Origin of the sequence: Variovorax endophyticus (assembly GCF_025376855.1) — a bacterium.
GTDB lineage: Bacteria > Pseudomonadota > Gammaproteobacteria > Burkholderiales > Burkholderiaceae_C > Variovorax.
This window is the reverse complement of sequence record NZ_JAHUTH010000005.1, coordinates 72,190-89,570: the sequence shown is the minus strand read 5'-3', so window position 1 is coordinate 89,570 and position 17,381 is coordinate 72,190. Positions and strand designations below refer to the sequence as shown.

Genomic DNA, 17,381 nt, shown 5'->3' with positions numbered 1-17,381 from the left:
CCTTAGGCCTTCTTGACTGCTGCCACGACCTTCTGGGCCGCTTCCGCCATGGTGTCGGCGCTGATGATCGGCAGGCCCGAATCGGCCAGCAGCTTCTTGCCTTCGGCTTCGTTGGTGCCCTTCATGCGAACGACCAGCGGCACTTGCAGGTTCACGGCCTTGCAGGCCGCGATCACGCCGGTGGCGATGGTGTCGCACTTCATGATGCCGCCGAAGATGTTGACGAGGATGGCTTCCACGTTCTTGTTCTTCAGCATGATCTTGAAGGCCTCGGTGACCTTCTCGGGGGTGGCGCCGCCGCCCACGTCGAGGAAGTTGGCCGGCTCGCCGCCGAACAGCTTGATGGTGTCCATCGTGGCCATCGCGAGGCCGGCGCCGTTCACCAGGCAGCCGATGTTGCCGTCGAGCGAGATGTAGGCGAGATCGAACTTCGAGGCTTCGACTTCGGCCGGATCTTCCTCGTCGAGGTCGCGCAGCGCGACGATCTCGGGGTGGCGGAACAGCGCGTTGCTGTCGAAGTTGAACTTCGCGTCCAGCGCCATGACGTTGCCCTTGCTGTCACGGTTGAGCGGGTTGATCTCGACCAGCGAGGCATCCGTCTCCATGTAGCAGGTGTAGAGCTTCTTGAGGATGTCGACCGTTTGCGCGGTCGAATCGGCCGGCATGCCGATGCCGTCGGCGATCTGCTTGGCCTGTTCGTCGGTCAGGCCCTTTTGCGGGTCTGCGAACACGGTGATGATCTTCTCGGGCGAGGAGTGGGCCACTTCCTCGATGTCCATGCCGCCTTCGCTCGAGGCGATGAAGGCCACCTTCTGGGTGGCGCGGTCGGTCACGGCCGAAACGTAGTATTCCTTCTGGATGTCGGCGCCGTCTTCGATGTAGAGGCGGCGGACCTTCTGGCCTTCGGGGCCGGTCTGGTGCGTCTTGAGCTGCATGCCGAGGATCTCGCCGGCCAGCTTCTTCACGTCCTCGATGGTCTTGGCGACCTTCACGCCGCCGCCCTTGCCGCGGCCACCCGCGTGGATCTGGGCCTTGACCACCCAGACCGGGCCGCCCAGCTTCTGGGCGGCTTCGACCGCCTCCTGGACCGTGTAGGCCGGAATGCCGCGCGGCACCGGCACGCCGAACTTGGCAAGGATTTCCTTGCCTTGGTACTCGTGAATCTTCATGAGGGATGTCTCTCGGAAGGAAGAGGTTGAAAAACGGGAGATCGAGGCAGGCTGGTGTTGGCTCTGTTGTCCACAGGCGACGGCAGCCTGACGGCTGGGGGCGGCGGACAATCGCGGACTGTATCATGGTGCGCCGCATCAATACTGACGGGCGTGTGCGGTCAATACGTACTTTCTTCTAGGCCCCTCTCTATCAGGCAACCCCACCATGGCCAAGGTCTTTATCGACGGCGAAGCCGGCACCACCGGCCTCCAGATTCGCGAGCGGCTGCAGAACATGCCGCAGATCGAGCTCGTGAGCATCGCGCCCGAGCTGCGCAAGGACGTGAACGCCAAGCGTGAACTCATGGCCGGCGTCGACCTCGTCGTGCTGTGCCTGCACGACGACGCGGCGCGCGAATCGGTCGCGCTGATCGACCAGCTGTCGGGCAGCAAGCCCAAGATCATCGATGCCTCGACCGCGCACCGCGTGGCGCCGGGCTGGGTGTTCGGCTTCCCCGAACTGGTCGAAGGACACTGGCAGGCCGTGGCCCGGGCCGACCGCGTGGGCAACCCCGGCTGCTACGCCACCGGCGCGATCGCCATGGTGCGTCCGCTGGTCGATGCGGGCCTGCTGCCGGCCGACTTCCCGATCGCGCTGCCCTCGGTCAGCGGCTACTCGGGCGGCGGCCGGACCATGATCGAGGCCTACGAGAAGGGCGAGGCGCCGCTGTTCGAGACCTACGCGCTGGGCCTCAAGCACAAGCACATCCCCGAGATCATGAAATACACCGGCCTCACGCAGCGCCCGGTGTTCATCCCCTCGGTCGGCAATTTCAAGCAAGGCATGCTGGTGCAGTTGCCGCTGCATCTCGACCTGCTGCCCGGCAAGCCGAAGGCCGGCGACCTGCACGAGGCGCTGGCCGCGCACTATGCGAAGAGCAACACGCCCGAGCAGTTCGTGAAGGTGCTGCCGCCCACCGAGGACGGCAAGCTCGACGCTTTGGCGCTCAACGACACCAACCAGCTCGAGATCCGCGTGTTCCCGAACGAGGACCACCGCCATGCCGTGGTGATCGCGCGCCTCGACAACCTCGGCAAGGGCGCGAGCGGCGCCGCGGTACAGAACCTCAAGCTGATGCTGTCGCTCTGAGGCGCGGCTTCCCCGCTCAAAAGGCGCCGGCCCCGGCGCCTTTTTCGTTTTCAGCCCACCAGCCAGAGCCCCGTGCCGAACAGCGCCGCATGCAGCGCGAGCACGATCCAGAACGGCATGCGCGAGGGCGTCGACATCTCCTGCAGCGTCTCGTGGATGCGTCGCGCGATCAGCGCGCGCAAGGCCGGATCCTGCGCGGGCGCCGCGCCGCGCGGCGCCACGGGCAACGGCGGCTCGCCCTGCGCGGCGCGGTCCTGCTGCCACTCGGCCAGCATCTCGTTGAGCGGCAGCCGGTCGAGCACGAAGGCGATCACCGCCCGCACCGCCTTGCCGTCGCCGAGCACCGGCGCGAGCTGCGCGCTCAGCGCATCGACCGAGAGCCAGTCGCTCGCGCGCCGCAGTGCCCCGTGGGTGCGCGGCATCGATTCGATGCGCCCGGCGATGGCATCGCCCAGGCGCTGCGCCACCGCTTCGCCGCGCGCGGCCACCAGGTGCTGCATCGCGCGCGTGCGGCCTTGCGACACGCCGAGGATCACGTACACGCCCATGAAGAGCGCCAGCAGCACGGCCACCAGCAGCGGCGGCGAGGTCAGCAGCGCGAGCGCCGCGCCGACGCCGCCCGCGCGTGCGCCGGGATAGCCGGGCCCGCTCAGCTGGCCCAGGTAGTAGAAGAAGGCGCCGCCGCCGAGCAGCGCGCCGAAGAAGATGCCCTTCGCGACCGAAGCGACGAAGGCCGCGCCGGCGCGGGCGCCGGTGCGTATCAACGAGGGAGGCTCGGATGGGTTGGCGGGGTTCGATGACATGGCGCGGCTCCTCCTCGTTGTTCGAAGCCGCGGATCATGCCAGCGGTCTGGCGCGGCCCCGGCCGCCCGGCCGCTCAGCGGGCCGGCGCCTCGAGCAGCGCCCGCAGCGCGCGCAGGTCGCGCGCGATCCATTCGGCGTCGTGCGCGAAGGCGGCGTCGTCCATGTGCGGCTGGCGCAGCAGCGTGAACTGCAGCTCGCAGGCGCCGGGCGCCACGCCGACGACACGAAACGGCACGTAGACCTCGGGCACGCCCTCGGGCGCCACCCAGTGGTCGAGCACGCCGAATTCGTTGGCCGGCGCGAAGCGCAGCACCGCGCGACCGCCGGGCGTGGTCGCGACCCAACGCTCGCCCTCGCCCTCGCCCTCGCGCGCCAGCGCGCCGTCGGCCAGGCCGCTGGCCCATTCGGGCAGGCGCGCGGGATCGGCCGCCAGCGCATAGGCCGCGCGCCAATCGCAGGCCACGCGCTGCGTGATCACGCGCGAGAGTTCATTCGAGTTCATCGATGTCGCTCCTCAGCACCTTGGCCGCCACCGCGGCCGAAAAGCCCCGCGCCATCAGGAAGCGGGCCTGCCGCGCGCGCTCCTTGGGATCGGCGGGCGGGGCGTCGAAGCGGCGGCGCCAGAGCGCGGCCGCGCGTTCGAGCTCGCTGCCCTGCAGCCCGGCCACCGCCTGCGAGATGGCCTCGGCGCCGATGCCCTTGGCCTGCAGTTCCTGCCGCACGCGCGCCGCGCCGAGCCGGCCCGCGCGCTGGTGCAGCACCGAGGCGACCACGCGCTCCTCGCTGATGAAGTCCTTGGCCGCGAGCTCGTCGAGCGCGGCCTTGAGCGTGCCCGGCTCTTCCTCGTAGCGCGCCAGCTTGCGCTCGAGCTCGCCACGGGAATGCTCGCGCTGGCTCAGCAGACGCAGCGCGCGGCCTTTCAGGGAAGGAGCATCGAATGCCATCGGAAATGCAGGGGCGGAAAAGGAAAGCGGGGCGGCCGCAGGCGCCCCGCTCGCAGGCATCGGCCGGTTATTCGGCCGCGCCGGCCGCGTCCGCCGCCAGCAGCGGGATGCCCAGCGACTCGCGCACCTTGTTCTCGATCTCGCGCGACAGCTCGGGGTTCTCGCGCAGGAACTCGCGCGCGTTGTCGCGGCCCTGGCCGATCTTCTCGCCGTTGTAGGCGTACCAGGCGCCCGACTTGTCGATGATCTTGGCGGTCACGCCCATGTCGATGATCTCGCCCTCGCGGCTGATGCCCTCGCCGAACAGGATGTCGAACTCGGCCGTCTTGAACGGCGGCGAGACCTTGTTCTTCACCACCTTGACCTTGGTTTCGTTGCCGATGGCCTCGTCGCCCTTCTTGATGGTGCCGATGCGGCGGATGTCCAGGCGCACCGAGGCGTAGAACTTCAGCGCGTTGCCGCCGGTGGTGGTTTCGGGCGAACCGAACATCACGCCGATCTTCATGCGGATCTGGTTGATGAAGATGACCATGCAGTTGGTCTTCTTGATCGTGGCCGTGAGCTTGCGCAGCGCCTGGCTCATCAGGCGGGCCTGCAGGCCGGGCAGCGAGTCGCCCATCTCGCCTTCGATTTCGGCCTTGGGCGTGAGCGCGGCGACCGAGTCGACCACGATCAGGTCGACGGCGCCCGAGCGCACCAGCGAGTCGACGATCTCGAGCGCCTGCTCGCCGGTGTCGGGTTGGCTGATCAGCAGGTCGGACAGGTTCACGCCGAGCTTCTGGGCGTACTGCACGTCGAGCGCGTGCTCGGCGTCGACGAAGGCGCAGGTGCCGGCCTGCTTCTGCATGGCGGCGATGACCTGCAGCGTGAGCGTGGTCTTGCCCGAGGATTCAGGACCGTAGATCTCGACCACCCGGCCGCGCGGCAGGCCGCCGACGCCCAGGGCGATGTCGAGGCCCAGCGAGCCGGTGGAGACCACCTGGATGTCCTCGAGCGCCTCGCCTTCGCCGAGCCGCATGATCGTGCCCTTGCCGAACTGCTTCTCGATCTGGGCCAGCGCGGCCTGGAGGGCCTTGGCCTTTTCGCTGTTGGCGCCTGCGATGCTCGAGCCCTTGACGACTGCGTCCATGTGAAAAACTCCTTGAAGATCAACGGGTTGTGTATTGCCGGATCCATCTGCTTTTAATTACAGCCTGGATGCTTGAACAGTAGTGTAGGGGCAGATGGATTCGAGTAAACCCATTTTTTGGTCAGTTTGCTTTACCATTTGACGCCGTGAGCGACACCCCTTTTCCCCTCGACCCCGATGCCTGGCGCCAGACCCACCTGGGCCGGCTGCTCGGCCACGCGATGCGGCGCTTCGACGAGCGCGTGCTCGCGCTGATGGCGCACGACGTCGACGTGCCGCTCGCGCTGTCGAACCTGGCGGCGCGCGCGCAGGTCAGCGCGGCCCACGTCCACATCACGCGCCACCTCGCGCGCGAGGGCTCGCGCCTGACCGAGCTCGCCGAGCGCGCCGGCATGACCAAGCAGGCCATGGGCGCGCTGGTCGACCAGTGCGAGGCCTGGGGGCTGGTCACGCGCGGGCCCGATCCGCTCGATGCGCGCGCGCGGCGCGTGCTGTTCACGGCCGACGGCCTGGCCTGGCTCGAGGCCTTCCGCCAGGCGGTGACGCAGGCCGAGCGCGAGTTCCGCGCCAGCGTGGGCGACGAGGTCGCCACCGTGGTAACCATCGGTCTGGAAGCCTATACGGCGGGCTAGACTCCCTGCCGAGCGGAGACAACGAACGTGCAACGGCGCCGCCCCGCGGCGCGAACCGGGCTGGAGGTGGGCTATGCGGATTCTGATTGCCGAGGACGACCAGGTGCTGGCCGACGCCCTGCTGCGCAGCCTGCGCACCTCGGGCGCCGCGGTCGACCACGTGGCCAACGGCTCCGAGGCCGACACCGCGCTCATGACCCACAGCGAGTTCGACCTGCTGATCCTCGACCTCGGCCTGCCGAGCCTGCACGGCATCGAGATCCTCAAGCGCCTGCGCGCGCGCGGCTCGCAGCTGCCGGTGCTGGTGCTGACGGCGGCCGACAGCGTGGAGGAGCGCGTCAAGGGCCTGGACAACGGCGCCGACGACTACATGGCCAAGCCCTTCAGCCTGCAGGAGCTCGAGGCGCGCGTGCGCGCCCTCACGCGCCGCGGCATGGGCACCACCAGCAACGCGATCAAGCACGGCCCGCTGGTCTACGACCAGGCCGGCCGCGTCGCCACGCTCGACGGCAAGATGGTCGAGCTGTCGGCGCGCGAGCTGGGCCTGCTCGAGGTGCTGCTGCAGCGCGCGGGCCGGCTGGTCAGCAAGGACCAGCTGGTGGAGCGGCTGTGCGAATGGGGCGAGGAGGTGAGCCTCAACGCGATCGAGGTCTACATCCACCGCCTGCGCAAGAAGATCGAGAAGGGCCCGGTGCGCATCGCCACGGTGCGCGGGCTCGGCTACTGCCTCGAAAAGATCCAGTGACGCCCGCGCGGCCGCCAGGCGCGGCGGGTCCGGCCCCATGAAACTCTTCCAGCGCGCGCAGCGCTCCCTGTTCGGCGAGATCCTCGACTGGATGCTCACGCCGCTGCTGCTGCTGGTGCCGGTCAGCATCGGCGTGACCTGGCTGGTGGCGCAGGGCATCGCCAACGCGCCCTTCGACCGCGCGCTCGAGCACAACGTCGAGACGCTGGCGCGCATGGTCACGACGCAGAAGGGCGGCCCGCGCTTCGAACTGCCGCAGTCGGCGCGCGAGATCCTGCGCGGCGACGATGCCGACCGCGTGTACTACCAGGTGCTCGACAGCCACGGCGCGCTGCTCAGCGGCGAGCGCGACGTGCCGCATCCCAGCCTCGACGAGCCGCCGGTGATCGGCCAGGTCTCGCTGCGCGACGGCGAGATGAACGGCAAGCCGGTGCGCGTGGCCTCGGTCTGGCTGGCCGGCGAGCATCCCGACGCGCCGCCCGCGCTGCTGCAGATGGCCGAGACGCGCCAGAAGCAGTCGCTGCTGGCGGCCGAGATCATCAAGGGCGTGCTGCTGCCGCAGTTCGCGATCCTGCCGCTCGCGGTGCTGCTGATCTGGCTGGCGCTGGTGCGCGGCATCAAGCCGCTGTCGGTGGTGGAGGCGCGCATCCGCGAGCGCCGCCCGGGCGACCTGAGCCCGCTCGACGAATCCTCGGTGCCGCTGGAGGTGGTGCCGCTGGTGTCCTCGGTCAACGAGCTGCTCGACAAGCTCAACGATTCCATCGACACGCAGAAGCGCTTCCTGGCCGACGCGGCGCACCAGCTCAAGACGCCGCTCGCGGGCCTGCGCATGCAGGCCGACCTGGCGCAGCGCGAGAACGCCAACGCCGACGAGCTCAAGCAGTCGCTCAAGCAGATCGGCCGCGCCAGCGTGCGCGCCACCCACACGGTGAACCAGCTGCTGTCGCTGGCACGCGCCGAGGGCAACAGCGCCGGCGTCCATCGCCAGCCCTGCGACCTGGCGCGGCTCACGATCGAGGTGGTGCGCGAGGCGGTGCCGCGCGCGATCGAGAAGCGCATCGACCTCGGCTACGACGGTGTCGATCCCGGCTCGCGCGGCGTGGTGCTCGAGGGCAACCCGACCCTGCTCAAGGAGCTGGTGCGCAACCTGGTCGACAACGCGATCAACTACACGCCCTCGCGGCCCGAACGCGCCGGCGTGATCACCGCGCGGGTGCTGGCCGATCCCTTCGGCCGGGTGCTGCTGCTGCAGGTGGAGGACAACGGCCCGGGCATTTCCGAAGCCGACCGCGAGCTCGTGTTCGAACCCTTCTACCGCGTGCTCGGCAACGAGGCCGACGGCTCGGGCCTGGGACTGCCGATCGTGCGCGAGATCGCGAACCAGCACCATGCGCAGGTGACGCTCGAGGACGCGCATCCCGAGCGGCAGCCGCCGGGCGCGCGCTTCACGGTGCGCTTCGAGAGCGCGCCGGCCTGAACGGCTGGCCTATCGGGCGCTGGCGTCCGACGCGCCGGCCTTCGGCGGCTCGGCGCGGATCTGCAAGTACTCGGGATGGATCTGCCGCGTGAGGCGCTGCGGATCGCGCTCGTCGAGCCCCGCCGGCGCGAGGCCGATGCCCGCGAGGTCGCCGCGCGACCACAGCCAGTAGCCGCCGTTGAGGACCAGCAGGGCGATCACGAGCAGGCGCAGCGGCATCGCGGCGTCCGGTCTCAGAGGGCCATGCCGCGCGGCCGCACGCTGACTTCGTCGCTGACGATGGCCTGCAGGCCCTCGGCCGTGCGCACCTGCAGCTCGCCGGTCCACGAGACGCCTTCGCACAGACCCGCGCGGCCGTCGCTGAGCACCACCTCGCGCCCGCGCAGCACGTCGCGCGCCGCGAAGCGCTCGGCGAACGGCGCGAAGCCGCGCGCGCCGAAGGCGAGCACGTCGCGCACCAGCGGCGGGATCAGCTCGGCCAGCACCGCGGGAGACGTGGCGTCGGGGCGCCACTGGCGCATCCAGGCGGGCGGCGTGCGCATGCCCTCGGCCTCGCGCGTGCCGATGTTCACGCCGATGCCGATCACCACGTAGCGCGGCGCCGGTGCGGCACCGCCGGCATGCGGCAGCGCGGTCTCGATCAGGATGCCCACGAGCTTGCGCTCGTCGACCCAGAGGTCGTTGGGCCACTTGAGCCCGACCCTGGCCGCGCCCGTGGGATCGAGGTTCTCGGCCAGGCTCACGCCGACCGCGAGCGAGAGGCCCGACCAGTCGGCCGGCGCGAGCGGCAGGCCCAGCGAGAAGGTCAGCGACGGCGCGACATCGTCGCCGGGCTGCTGCGCGCTCTGCCAGGGCCGGCCGAGCCGGCCGCGGCCCGCGGTCTGGCGCTCGGCGACCAGCAGCACGGGCTCGGTCCGCCCGGCGCGCGCGCGCCGCATGAGTTCGGTGTTGGTGGAATCGACCTCGGCGACCACCTCGGCCGCGAAGCCCGGCAGCAGCGGGGCGACCGCGGCGGCGATCCGCTCCTCGTGCCACCGCAGGGCGCTGCCGCCGGCGGCCATGCTCAGAGCCCGCCGTTGCCGGCCGCGACGGGGGCGGTCTCGGCGACCGCCTCGGCCTTCTTCGGCTTGGCCGGCTTGTCGGCCTTCGCTTCCTTGTCCTTCTTCTTGCCGTCCTTCTTCTTGCCGTCCTTCTTCTTGTCCGACTTCTTGTCGGCCTTCTTTTCGGCTTTCTTCTCCGCCTTCTTGTCGGCCTTCTTCTTTTCGGCCTTCTTCGCTTCCTTCTTCTTCGCCTTCTTCTTTTTCTTCTTGTCGTCCTCGTCGTCGTCCTTCGGCGTGAGCAGCGTGCCGCGGCATTGCTCGGAGCCGCAGTAGCACGGGAACTCGGACAGCAGCTTCTCGGTGTACGGCTCGTCGATGATCAGACCGTAGTCGTAGTTGAGTTCCTCGCCGGCCGCGATGTTGCGCAGCGCCTTGATATAAACGCGCCCATCGACCTCGTCGGCTTCGCAGTTGGGCTCGCACGAGTGGTTGATCCAGCGGGCCGCATTGCCGTCGACGTTGCCGTCGATCACGCGCCCGTCGTCGATGTGGAAGTAGAAAGTGTGATTCGGCTGGGCCGGATCGTGCGGATGGCGGCGCAGGGCCTCCTTCCACGTGATGATCTCGCCCTTGTATTCGATGATCCGCTCGCCTTCGGCCAGGTCCTGCACCGCGAACACGCCGTTCCCATGAACGGAGGAACGCCGCGTCTGGATTCGGCGGGCGTTGGAAAGTGGGGATTTGGAAGGCATCGCCGAAGTCTGTTAGTTTGAATATGCACACATGCGCGTGCGCGTGTGCGCACGCGAGAAGCCGCCGAGTATAGAGAGAGCCCATGGCGCTGCGCGCATGGCCCGCGAGCCGGCTTGGCGAAACAGTTGAGAGAGCACAGATGACGAAGACATTGGTTATTGCAGAAAAACCGTCGGTGGCGCAGGACATCGTGCGTGCGCTCACGCCGGTGGCCGGCAAGTTCGACAAGCACGACGAGCACTTCGAGAACGACCAGTACGTCGTGACCAGTGCCGTCGGCCACCTGGTGGAAATCCAGGCGCCCGAGGAGTTCGACGTCAAGCGCGGCAAGTGGAGCTTCGCCAACCTGCCGGTGATCCCGCCGCACTTCGACCTCAAGCCGGTCGACAAGACCAAGACCCGCCTCAACGCGGTGGTCAAGCAGGCCAAGCGCAAGGACGTGACCCAGCTCGTGAACGCCTGCGACGCGGGCCGCGAGGGCGAGCTGATCTTCCGCCTGATCGAACAGTACGCCGGCGGCAAGACGGGCCTGAACAAGCCGGTGCGCCGGCTGTGGCTGCAGTCGATGACGCCGCAGGCGATCCGCGACGGCTTCGACTCGCTGCGCACCGAGAAGCAGATGCAGGGCCTGGCCGACGCCGCGCGCTCGCGCTCCGAGGCCGACTGGCTGGTGGGCATCAACGGCACGCGCGCGATGACGGCCTTCAATTCGCGCGACGGCGGCTTCTTCCTGACCACCGTGGGCCGGGTGCAGACGCCCACGCTGTCGGTGGTGGTCGAGCGCGAGGAGCAGATCCGCAAGTTCGTCTCGCGCGACTACTGGGAAGTGCACGCCAGCTTCCTGGCCGAAGCCGGCCACTACCCGGGCAAGTGGTTCGACCCGGCCTGGAAGAAGGCCAACGCGCCGCTGCTGCCCAACGGCGAGCCCGACCCCGAGCAACGCGCCGACCGGGTCTGGAACGAGCGCGACGCGCTGGCCATCGCCGAGGCCGCGCGCGGCAAGCCCGCCAGCGTCACGGAGGAAAGCAAGCCCACCACCCAGGCCTCGCCGCTGCTGTTCGACCTGACCTCGCTGCAGCGCGAGGCCAACAGCCGCTTCGGCTACTCGGCCAAGACCACGCTGGCGCTGGCGCAGAGCCTGTACGAACGCCACAAGGCGCTGACCTATCCGCGGACCGACTCGCGCGCCCTGCCCGAGGACTACCTGCCGGTGGTCAAGCAGACCCTGGGCATGCTCGCCACCAGCGGCATGCGCCACCTCGCGCCGTTCGCGCAGCAGGCGATCGACAACAACTACGTCAAGCCGAGCAAGCGCATCTTCGACAACGCGAAGGTGTCGGACCACTTCGCGATCATCCCGACCCTGCAGGCGCCCAGCGGCCTGTCGGAAGCCGAGCAGCGCCTCTACGACTTCGTGGTGCGCCGCTTCCTGTCGGTGTTCTTCCCGAGCGCCGAATACCAGGTCACGACCCGCGTCAGCACGGTGGCGCAGGCCGGCAAGAACTACGCCTTCCGCTCCGACGGCAAGGTGCTGGTCAAGCCGGGCTGGCTCGCGATCTACGGCAAGGAAGCCGTCAGCGACGACGACGAGAAGGACGGCAAGAACCTGGTGCCGGTCAAGCCCGGCGAGATGGTGCTGGCCGAGAGCGTCGACACCAAGGGCCTGAAGACCCGCCCGCCGGCGCGCTACTCCGAAGCCACGCTGCTCGGCGCCATGGAAGGCGCGGGCAAGACCATCGACGACGAGGAACTGCGCGAGGCGATGCAGGAGAAGGGCCTGGGCACGCCAGCCACGCGCGCGGCCACCATCGAAGGCCTGATCGCCGAGAAGTACATGCTGCGCGAGGGCCGCGAGCTGATCCCGACCGCCAAGGCCTTCCAGCTCATGACGCTGCTGCGCGGCCTCGGCGTGGAGGAACTCTCCAAGGCCGAGCTCACCGGCGAATGGGAATACAAGCTCGCGCAGATGGAGAAGGGGTCGCTCAGCCGCGACGCCTTCATGCGCGAGATCGCGGCGATGACCGAGCACATCGTCAAGAAGGCCAAGGAGTACGACCGCGACACGGTGCCGGGCGACTACACGACGCTGGCCACGCCCTGCCCCAACTGCGGCGGCGTGGTGAAGGAGAACTACCGCCGCTACGGCTGCACCGGCAAGAGCGGCACCGGCGAGGACGCCTGCGGCTTCTCGTTCGGCAAGTCGCCGGCCGGACGCACCTTCGAGGTCGCCGAGGCCGAGGCGCTGCTGCGCGACAAGCACATCGGCCCGCTCGAGGGCTTCCGCTCCAAGGCCGGCTGGCCCTTCACCTCCGAGATCGTGCTCAAGTACGACGAGGAGGCGAAGAACTGGAAGCTGGAGTTCGACTTCGGCGACGACAAGAACGAGGACAGCGGCGAGATCATCGATTTCAGCGAGCAGGACACGGTCGGACCCTGCCCGATCTGCGGCGCGCCCGTGTTCGAGCACGGCAGCAACTACGTCTGCGAGAAGTCGGTGCCGACCCAGGCCCAGCCCACGCCGAGCTGCACCTTCAAGACCGGCAAGATCATCCTGCAGCAGCCGGTGGAACGCGCGCAGATGGAGAAGCTGCTGGCCACCGGCAAGACCGACCTGCTCGACAAGTTCGTCTCGATGCGCACTCGCCGCGCCTTCAAGGCCTTCCTGACCTGGAACGCCGAAGAAGGCAAGGTGACCTTCGAGTTCGCGCCACGCGAGGGCGGCAGCAAATTCCCGCCGCGCAAGACCTTCGGCAAGGCCGCGCCGGCCGGCAAGACCGCGGCCGCCAAGAAGGTGGCGGCGAAGAAGGCGCCCGCGGCCAAGAAGGCACCGGCCGAGAAGAAGACGCCGCGCAAGACCGGCGCCGGCCTCAAGCCCAGCGACGCGCTCGCCGCGGTGATCGGCAACGAGCCGGTGGCGCGCACCGAGGTGGTCAAGAAGCTCTGGGACTACATCAAGGCCAACGGCCTGCAGGACGCGAAGGACAAGCGCTCGATCAATGCCGACGCCAAGCTCAAGCCGGTGTTCGGCAAGGACCAGGTGACGATGTTCGAGCTCGCGGGCATCGTGGGCAAGCACCTCACGGCGCCCTGAGCCATGCGGCGCAGACGCTTCGCGGGCACGGCCGGCACCCTTGCATTGGCGCTGCTTTCCGCCTGGGCTCCGGCCCGGGCTGCCGACTGGCCCGACAAGCCCGTCAAGCTGGTGGTGCCCTTCCCGCCCGGGCAGGCCACCGACATCTTCGCGCGCGCGCTCGCCGAGCAGCTCGGCCGCCGGCTGGGCCAGCCGGTGATCGTCGACAACAAGGCCGGCGCCGGCAGCAACATCGGCACCGAGTTCGTGGTGCGCTCGCAGCCCGACGGCTACACGCTGGTGGTGGCCGGCAGCGCGATGGCGGTCAACCAGACGCTCTACGCCAAGCCCGGCTTCGACCCGCGCCGCGACCTCGTGGGCATTTCCCTGATCGCCAAGGTGCCGCTGGTGTTCCTCGCCACGCCCGAGAGCGGCATCCGCACGCTGGGCGAGCTCACCGCGCGCGCGAAGGCCGAGCCCGGCCGGCTCAGCTACGCGAGCGCCGGCATCGGCGGCACGCAGCATCTGTCGGGCGAGATGTACAAGTCGGCGGCGCATGTGTTCGTCACGCACATTCCGTACCGGGGCAGCGGGCCCGCGCAGGCCGACTTCCTCGGCAACCAGGTGCCGCTGATGATCGATTCGGTGACCGCCGCGCTGCCGCACATCAAGGCCGGCAAGGCGATCCCGCTGGCCGTGACCTCGGCCACGCGCTCCTCGCAGCTGCCCGAGGTGCCCACCGTGCGCGAGAGCGGCGTGGCCGGCACGCGCGACTTCGAGGCCGTGGGCTGGCTCGGCCTGATGGCGCCGCGCGGCACGCCCGCCGAGGTGGTGACGCGCCTGAACCGCGAGGTGACCGAGATCCTCAAGAGCGAGCAGATGGCGCGCTTCATGCGCGAGCGCGGCTCGGAGCCGGCGCCCACCACCGGGCCCGAGTTCGACCGCTTCGTCGCGAGCGAGATCGGGCTCTGGGGCGCGGCCGTCAAGGCCTCGGGCGCGAAGCCCGAATAGTCGCCACGGGAACCCGGCACGATCTCCAGGGTCTTGTTACAGGCCGCCACGGCCCGCGGCCTATAGTCGTTCGATCCACCCTGGGACAGATTCCATGAAGTCATTGATTGCCACCGCCTTCGCCCTCGCCATGGGCTTCTCGCTCGCGGGCTGTGCCTCGTCCTCGCGCACCGCCGATGCCGGCGGCACCGCCTCCTCGGGCAGCGGCGTGACGGTGTTCGGCACCATCGACGCCGGCGTCAGCGGCTACTCGACCAAGTCCGAGCGCCGCTGAACCGGCGCGGCGCTCAGCGGCGCCGCCGCAGCAGCGCCTGCTGCAGCACGCGCGCCGCGCGGTCGCGGATCTTGCCGGGCGCGCCGCGCAGCGTGGTCTTCGGCGCCACCTTGGCGGTGGCGCAGGCCCACAGGAAGTCGTGCAGGATCGGCGTGTCGTCCACGGTCTCGGTGCTGCCGTACTTGTGGAATTCGGGGTGCCACTGCGTGGCCGCGATGTAGCTGCGGCCACGGTCGGGCCGGCGGCGGATCGCCTCGGGCACGCGGTCGGGCAGGCTCCAGGCCTCGACCTCGAAACCCGGCGCGAGGTCCTTCACGCCCTGGTGATGGATGCTGTTGACGCGCGCGGTCTGCACCTCGGGATAGAGCTTCGCGAGCCGCGTGCCCGGCACGATCCCGATCTGGTGGAAGTTCTGGTCGTAGGTCACCGGGTCGCGGTGGCGCAGCGTCTCGGGATGGCCGTGCTGCTCCTCGATGTCCTGGTAGAGCGTGCCGCCGAAGGCCACGTTGATGAGCTGCAGCCCGCGGCACACGCCGAAGATCGGCTTGCCGGCCTGCTCGAAGGCCTCGACCAGCGCGAGGTCGTAGAGGTCGCGGATGCGGTCGCCGATCCAGGCGTCCTTCAGCGGCACCTCGCCATAGCTGCCGGGCCAGACGTCGGCGCCGCCGTGCATCACCACGCCGTCGAGCCACTCGGCGTAGTGCGAGAGCTTGGTGTCGCCGCGCGCGGTCTCGCCCGTGGGGCAGGGCACCATCACCACCATCGCACCGGCCGACATCAGCCAGTGGGCGATCGACTGCTCGACGTACTGCAGGGTCTTGTTGGTGAACAGCGAGCGCGCCGGATCGGCGTGCGAGAAGCAGGCGGACAAACCGATCTTGAGTCGGGCGGAGACGGGCTGGGGCATCTCGATGGGTTCCCTGTGAGCGAAATTCATTCTGCGCCCACCGAACTTCGGTCGTGTGTCAGCCGAACCCGCGAAGTATCCTGTCGGGCCCACAAGGAGACACCGCATGCAGACGATCAAGGGGCCCGCCATCTTCCTGGCCCAGTTCGCGGGCGATACCGCGCCCTTCAACTCGCTCGACGCGATCGCGGGCTGGGCCGCGGGCCTGGGCTACAAGGGCGTGCAGATCCCGAGCTGGGACGCGCGGCTGATCGACCTGAAGCAGGCCGCCGAGAGCAGGACCTACTGCGAGGAGATCCAGGGCACGCTCGCCGCGCACGGCCTCTCGATCACCGAGCTCTCGACCCATCTGCAGGGCCAGCTGGTGGCGGTGCACCCGGCCTACGACGCGGGCTTCGACGGCTTCGCAGCGCCCGAGGTGCGCGGCAATCCGGCGGCGCGCCAGCAGTGGGCGGTGCAGCAGCTGCACTACGCGGCGAAGGCCTCGGCGAACCTAGGCCTCACGGCGCACGCGACCTTCTCGGGCGCGCTGGCCTGGCCCTACCTGTACTCGTGGCCGCCGCGCCCGCCGGGACTGATCGAGGAGGCCTTCGACGAGCTCGCGCGGCGCTGGCGCCCGATCCTCGACGCCTTCGACGCCGCGGGCGTGGACGTGGGCTACGAGATCCATCCGGGCGAGGACCTGCACGACGGCGTGAGCTACGAGATGTTCCTCGAGCGCGTGAACAACCATCCGCGCGCCTGCCTGCTCTACGACCCGAGCCACTTCGTGCTGCAGCAGCTCGACTACCTGGCCTACATCGACCACTTCCACGAGCGCATCAAGATCTTTCACGTGAAGGACGCCGAGTTCAACCCGACCGGCAAGCAGGGCGTGTACGGCGGCTTCCAGAAGTGGATCGACCGCGCCGGGCGCTTCCGCTCGCTGGGCGACGGGCAGGTCGACTTCAAGGCCATCTTCTCAAAGATGGCGCAGTACGACTTCCCGGGCTGGGCGGTGCTCGAGTGGGAGTGCTGCATCAAGCACCCCGAGGACGGCGCGCGCGAGGGCGCGAAGTTCATCGCCGACCACATCATCCGCGTGGCCGACCGCGCCTTCGACGACTTCGCAGCCGGCGGTGTCGACGTGGCGGCCAACCGGCGCGTGCTCGGCCTCGACTGACGCAGCCGCTCAGCGATGCAGCGGGCAGCCGTTGCGCTCGCCGCGAAATTCCGACGAGGCCGCGTAGGCCGCCTTGCGCGCGCGCATCACTCCGCCCAGCGGCCGGTGCGCCGCGAGCGCCTGCCAGGGGCTGAAGGCAATGCCGTCGTCCATCTCGCGCGACAGCTCCTCGCTCCAGCCTGCTTGCGGCGGCGCCAGCACGCGCGCGACCGTCACGTAGGGACTGAGTTCCTGCGGCCATTCGACCGAGGCGTCCTCGACCGGCATGCGCTCAAGGTCGACGCACAGCTGGGCCCGCAGCTCCCACTCGCCGCCGTGCGTGCGCAGGAAGTCCATCACCGCCTCGCGCGTGCCGTCGGGCTTGCCGTCCAGATGCAGTTCGGCCTTCTCGAGCGCCACGAGCGCCTCGGACACCGGCGCGAGTTGCAGCTTGGCGATGTGATCGCCGAAGCGGATCGGCACCTGCGTGAAGAAGGTGGCACCCAGCGGATGGGTCAGCGGATGCGCGCCCAGCGCGACCAGCTTCGCGCTCGAGCCGCCCGCAACCTCGATCAGCTTCTCGATGCTCTGCAGCACGCCCGACAGCAGCAGCTTGCCGGTCGGCGCGCGGTCGGTGGTGGCCGCGAGCAGCTTGAGGCTGCGCAGGAAGCCGCGCGCGTCGGGCGCGACGAACACCGGGCCGTCGACGAACAGGAAGTCCTGCGTGGTGTGGCCCTCGGAGCCCTCGACGCGCTCGCCCTCGACGTCGAACACCTTGAGCGCCATGCCGCGCGGCAGCGAGATGCGGTCGTCGAGCACCTCGGCCGGCGGCGTCGACAACCGCATCGCCGCGCGATGGCGCCCCGGCCTGGCGAACAGGCCCTGCGCGTAGGCGGGCGGCAGGCCTTCGGGCACGACGAGTTCGGCATGCAGCAGGCCGTGGCTCTTGGCGTGCACGGCGCGCATGGCATGGCCGGTGTGCTCGGCCATGGTCTGCGCCATCTCGCGCAAGGTGGCGACCAGCTCGATCTGCGTCTGGGCCTCGTCCTCGCGTTCGGTCTCCACGGAGGGATCGAAACGCACGGGGGCAAGCGTGGATGTGGGCGTGGCGGTGTCGTTCATGGTCGAGGCTCCTTGGGCATCGTGGGCCGAG

At 69.4% G+C, this 17,381-nt stretch carries 18 protein-coding genes; 8 read left to right on the top strand and 10 right to left on the bottom strand.

Annotated features, from left to right (window positions below):
* Positions 1-2 precede the first annotated feature (2 nt).
* Entirely contained in the window at positions 3-1,169 is a 1,167-nt protein-coding gene (gene sucC, locus KV106_RS08385) for an ADP-forming succinate--CoA ligase subunit beta (protein WP_057593700.1), read from the bottom strand.
* A 208-nt stretch (positions 1,170-1,377) separates the two neighbouring features.
* Between sucC and argC the strand changes: the two genes are divergently transcribed.
* Positions 1,378-2,301 (top strand): N-acetyl-gamma-glutamyl-phosphate reductase, encoded by a 924-nt coding sequence (gene argC, locus KV106_RS08380; protein ID WP_057593701.1) that lies wholly within the window; start codon positions 1,378-1,380, stop codon positions 2,299-2,301.
* 50 nt (positions 2,302-2,351) lie between these two features.
* Here the strand turns inward: argC and KV106_RS08375 are convergent, their stop codons facing one another.
* The 4 genes from KV106_RS08375 to recA form a co-directional block, all read right to left on the bottom strand.
* Complete coding sequence (locus KV106_RS08375) at positions 2,352-3,104, bottom strand: hypothetical protein (protein ID WP_261208904.1); 753 nt, start codon at positions 3,102-3,104, stop codon at positions 2,352-2,354.
* Between the two features lie 74 nt (positions 3,105-3,178).
* A complete protein-coding gene (locus KV106_RS08370; protein ID WP_261208903.1) occupies positions 3,179-3,607 on the bottom strand; it encodes an SRPBCC family protein in 429 nt (142 codons plus the stop codon).
* A complete protein-coding gene (gene recX, locus KV106_RS08365; protein ID WP_057593704.1) occupies positions 3,594-4,049 on the bottom strand; it encodes a recombination regulator RecX in 456 nt (151 codons plus the stop codon). Before recX ends, KV106_RS08370 begins: the two co-directional genes overlap by 14 nt.
* Positions 4,050-4,116: 67 nt before the next feature.
* Complete coding sequence (gene recA / locus KV106_RS08360) at positions 4,117-5,178, bottom strand: recombinase RecA (RefSeq protein ID WP_057593705.1); 1,062 nt, start codon at positions 5,176-5,178, stop codon at positions 4,117-4,119.
* 146 nt (positions 5,179-5,324) lie between these two features.
* On the opposite strand from recA, the gene KV106_RS08355 reads away from it, so the two are divergent.
* From KV106_RS08355 to KV106_RS08345, 3 genes are all read left to right on the top strand, one after another.
* Positions 5,325-5,810, top strand: coding sequence for a MarR family winged helix-turn-helix transcriptional regulator (locus tag KV106_RS08355; RefSeq protein WP_057593706.1), 486 nt, complete (start codon positions 5,325-5,327; stop codon positions 5,808-5,810).
* A gap of 73 nt (positions 5,811-5,883) precedes the next feature.
* Positions 5,884-6,555, top strand: coding sequence for a response regulator (locus KV106_RS08350; RefSeq protein ID WP_057593707.1), 672 nt, complete (start codon positions 5,884-5,886; stop codon positions 6,553-6,555).
* Between the two features lie 37 nt (positions 6,556-6,592).
* A complete protein-coding gene (locus KV106_RS08345; RefSeq protein WP_261208901.1) occupies positions 6,593-8,032 on the top strand; it encodes a sensor histidine kinase in 1,440 nt (479 codons plus the stop codon).
* 9 nt (positions 8,033-8,041) lie between these two features.
* Here the strand turns inward: KV106_RS08345 and KV106_RS08340 are convergent, their stop codons facing one another.
* Genes KV106_RS08340 through KV106_RS08330 form a run of 3 tightly spaced genes read right to left on the bottom strand, consistent with a single transcriptional unit; the run spans position 8,042 to position 9,824 of the window.
* Positions 8,042-8,251 (bottom strand): sporulation protein, encoded by a 210-nt coding sequence (locus KV106_RS08340; protein WP_261208899.1) that lies wholly within the window; start codon positions 8,249-8,251, stop codon positions 8,042-8,044.
* Between the two features lie 14 nt (positions 8,252-8,265).
* A complete protein-coding gene (locus KV106_RS08335; RefSeq protein WP_261208897.1) occupies positions 8,266-9,093 on the bottom strand; it encodes a biotin--[acetyl-CoA-carboxylase] ligase in 828 nt (275 codons plus the stop codon).
* A gap of 2 nt (positions 9,094-9,095) precedes the next feature.
* A complete protein-coding gene (locus KV106_RS08330) occupies positions 9,096-9,824 on the bottom strand; it encodes an SET domain-containing protein (RefSeq protein ID WP_409976495.1) in 729 nt (242 codons plus the stop codon).
* Positions 9,825-9,964: 140 nt separating this feature from the next.
* Between KV106_RS08330 and KV106_RS08325 the strand changes: the two genes are divergently transcribed.
* The 3 genes from KV106_RS08325 to KV106_RS08315 all read left to right on the top strand — a co-directional run bounded on the left by KV106_RS08325 (position 9,965) and on the right by KV106_RS08315 (position 14,180).
* The gene (locus KV106_RS08325; protein ID WP_261208894.1) at positions 9,965-12,916 is read left to right on the top strand and encodes a DNA topoisomerase III; all 2,952 of its coding nucleotides are present in this window, start codon (positions 9,965-9,967) and stop codon (positions 12,914-12,916) included.
* Between the two features lie 3 nt (positions 12,917-12,919).
* A complete protein-coding gene (locus tag KV106_RS08320) occupies positions 12,920-13,906 on the top strand; it encodes a tripartite tricarboxylate transporter substrate binding protein (RefSeq protein WP_261208890.1) in 987 nt (328 codons plus the stop codon).
* A gap of 94 nt (positions 13,907-14,000) precedes the next feature.
* Positions 14,001-14,180 carry a hypothetical protein gene (locus KV106_RS08315; RefSeq protein ID WP_057593714.1) on the top strand — a complete coding sequence of 60 codons (180 nt, stop codon included), beginning with the start codon at positions 14,001-14,003 and terminating at the stop codon, positions 14,178-14,180.
* A 13-nt stretch (positions 14,181-14,193) separates the two neighbouring features.
* Here KV106_RS08315 and KV106_RS08310 read toward each other — a convergent pair whose 3' ends face one another.
* On the bottom strand, positions 14,194-15,087 hold the full coding sequence (locus KV106_RS08310; RefSeq protein WP_057593715.1) for a gamma-glutamyl-gamma-aminobutyrate hydrolase family protein: 894 nt from the start codon (positions 15,085-15,087) through the stop codon (positions 14,194-14,196).
* A gap of 106 nt (positions 15,088-15,193) precedes the next feature.
* Between KV106_RS08310 and KV106_RS08305 the strand changes: the two genes are divergently transcribed.
* The gene (locus KV106_RS08305) at positions 15,194-16,249 is read left to right on the top strand and encodes a sugar phosphate isomerase/epimerase family protein (RefSeq protein WP_057593716.1); all 1,056 of its coding nucleotides are present in this window, start codon (positions 15,194-15,196) and stop codon (positions 16,247-16,249) included.
* Between the two features lie 9 nt (positions 16,250-16,258).
* Here KV106_RS08305 and KV106_RS08300 read toward each other — a convergent pair whose 3' ends face one another.
* A complete protein-coding gene (locus KV106_RS08300) occupies positions 16,259-17,350 on the bottom strand; it encodes a catalase family protein (protein WP_261208884.1) in 1,092 nt (363 codons plus the stop codon).
* Between the last annotated feature and the right edge of the window lie 31 nt (positions 17,351-17,381).

Bases quoted from the DNA above. Each gene is read 5' to 3' on its own strand.
- sucC (WP_057593700.1), bottom strand. From the start codon at position 1,169: ATGAAGATTCACGAGTACCAAGGCAAGGAAATCCTTGCCAAGTTCGGC.
- argC (WP_057593701.1), top strand. From the start codon at position 1,378: ATGGCCAAGGTCTTTATCGACGGCGAAGCCGGCACCACCGGCCTCCAG.
- KV106_RS08375 (WP_261208904.1), bottom strand. From the start codon at position 3,104: ATGTCATCGAACCCCGCCAACCCATCCGAGCCTCCCTCGTTGATACGC.
- KV106_RS08370 (WP_261208903.1), bottom strand. From the start codon at position 3,607: ATGAACTCGAATGAACTCTCGCGCGTGATCACGCAGCGCGTGGCCTGC.
- recX (WP_057593704.1), bottom strand. From the start codon at position 4,049: ATGGCATTCGATGCTCCTTCCCTGAAAGGCCGCGCGCTGCGTCTGCTG.
- recA (WP_057593705.1), bottom strand. From the start codon at position 5,178: ATGGACGCAGTCGTCAAGGGCTCGAGCATCGCAGGCGCCAACAGCGAA.
- KV106_RS08350 (WP_057593707.1), top strand. From the start codon at position 5,884: ATGCGGATTCTGATTGCCGAGGACGACCAGGTGCTGGCCGACGCCCTG.
- KV106_RS08345 (WP_261208901.1), top strand. From the start codon at position 6,593: ATGAAACTCTTCCAGCGCGCGCAGCGCTCCCTGTTCGGCGAGATCCTC.
- KV106_RS08340 (WP_261208899.1), bottom strand. From the start codon at position 8,251: ATGCCGCTGCGCCTGCTCGTGATCGCCCTGCTGGTCCTCAACGGCGGC.
- KV106_RS08335 (WP_261208897.1), bottom strand. From the start codon at position 9,093: ATGGCCGCCGGCGGCAGCGCCCTGCGGTGGCACGAGGAGCGGATCGCC.
- KV106_RS08330 (WP_409976495.1), bottom strand. From the start codon at position 9,824: ATGCCTTCCAAATCCCCACTTTCCAACGCCCGCCGAATCCAGACGCGG.
- KV106_RS08325 (WP_261208894.1), top strand. From the start codon at position 9,965: ATGACGAAGACATTGGTTATTGCAGAAAAACCGTCGGTGGCGCAGGAC.
- KV106_RS08320 (WP_261208890.1), top strand. From the start codon at position 12,920: ATGCGGCGCAGACGCTTCGCGGGCACGGCCGGCACCCTTGCATTGGCG.
- KV106_RS08315 (WP_057593714.1), top strand. From the start codon at position 14,001: ATGAAGTCATTGATTGCCACCGCCTTCGCCCTCGCCATGGGCTTCTCG.
- KV106_RS08310 (WP_057593715.1), bottom strand. From the start codon at position 15,087: ATGCCCCAGCCCGTCTCCGCCCGACTCAAGATCGGTTTGTCCGCCTGC.
- KV106_RS08305 (WP_057593716.1), top strand. From the start codon at position 15,194: ATGCAGACGATCAAGGGGCCCGCCATCTTCCTGGCCCAGTTCGCGGGC.
- KV106_RS08300 (WP_261208884.1), bottom strand. From the start codon at position 17,350: ATGAACGACACCGCCACGCCCACATCCACGCTTGCCCCCGTGCGTTTC.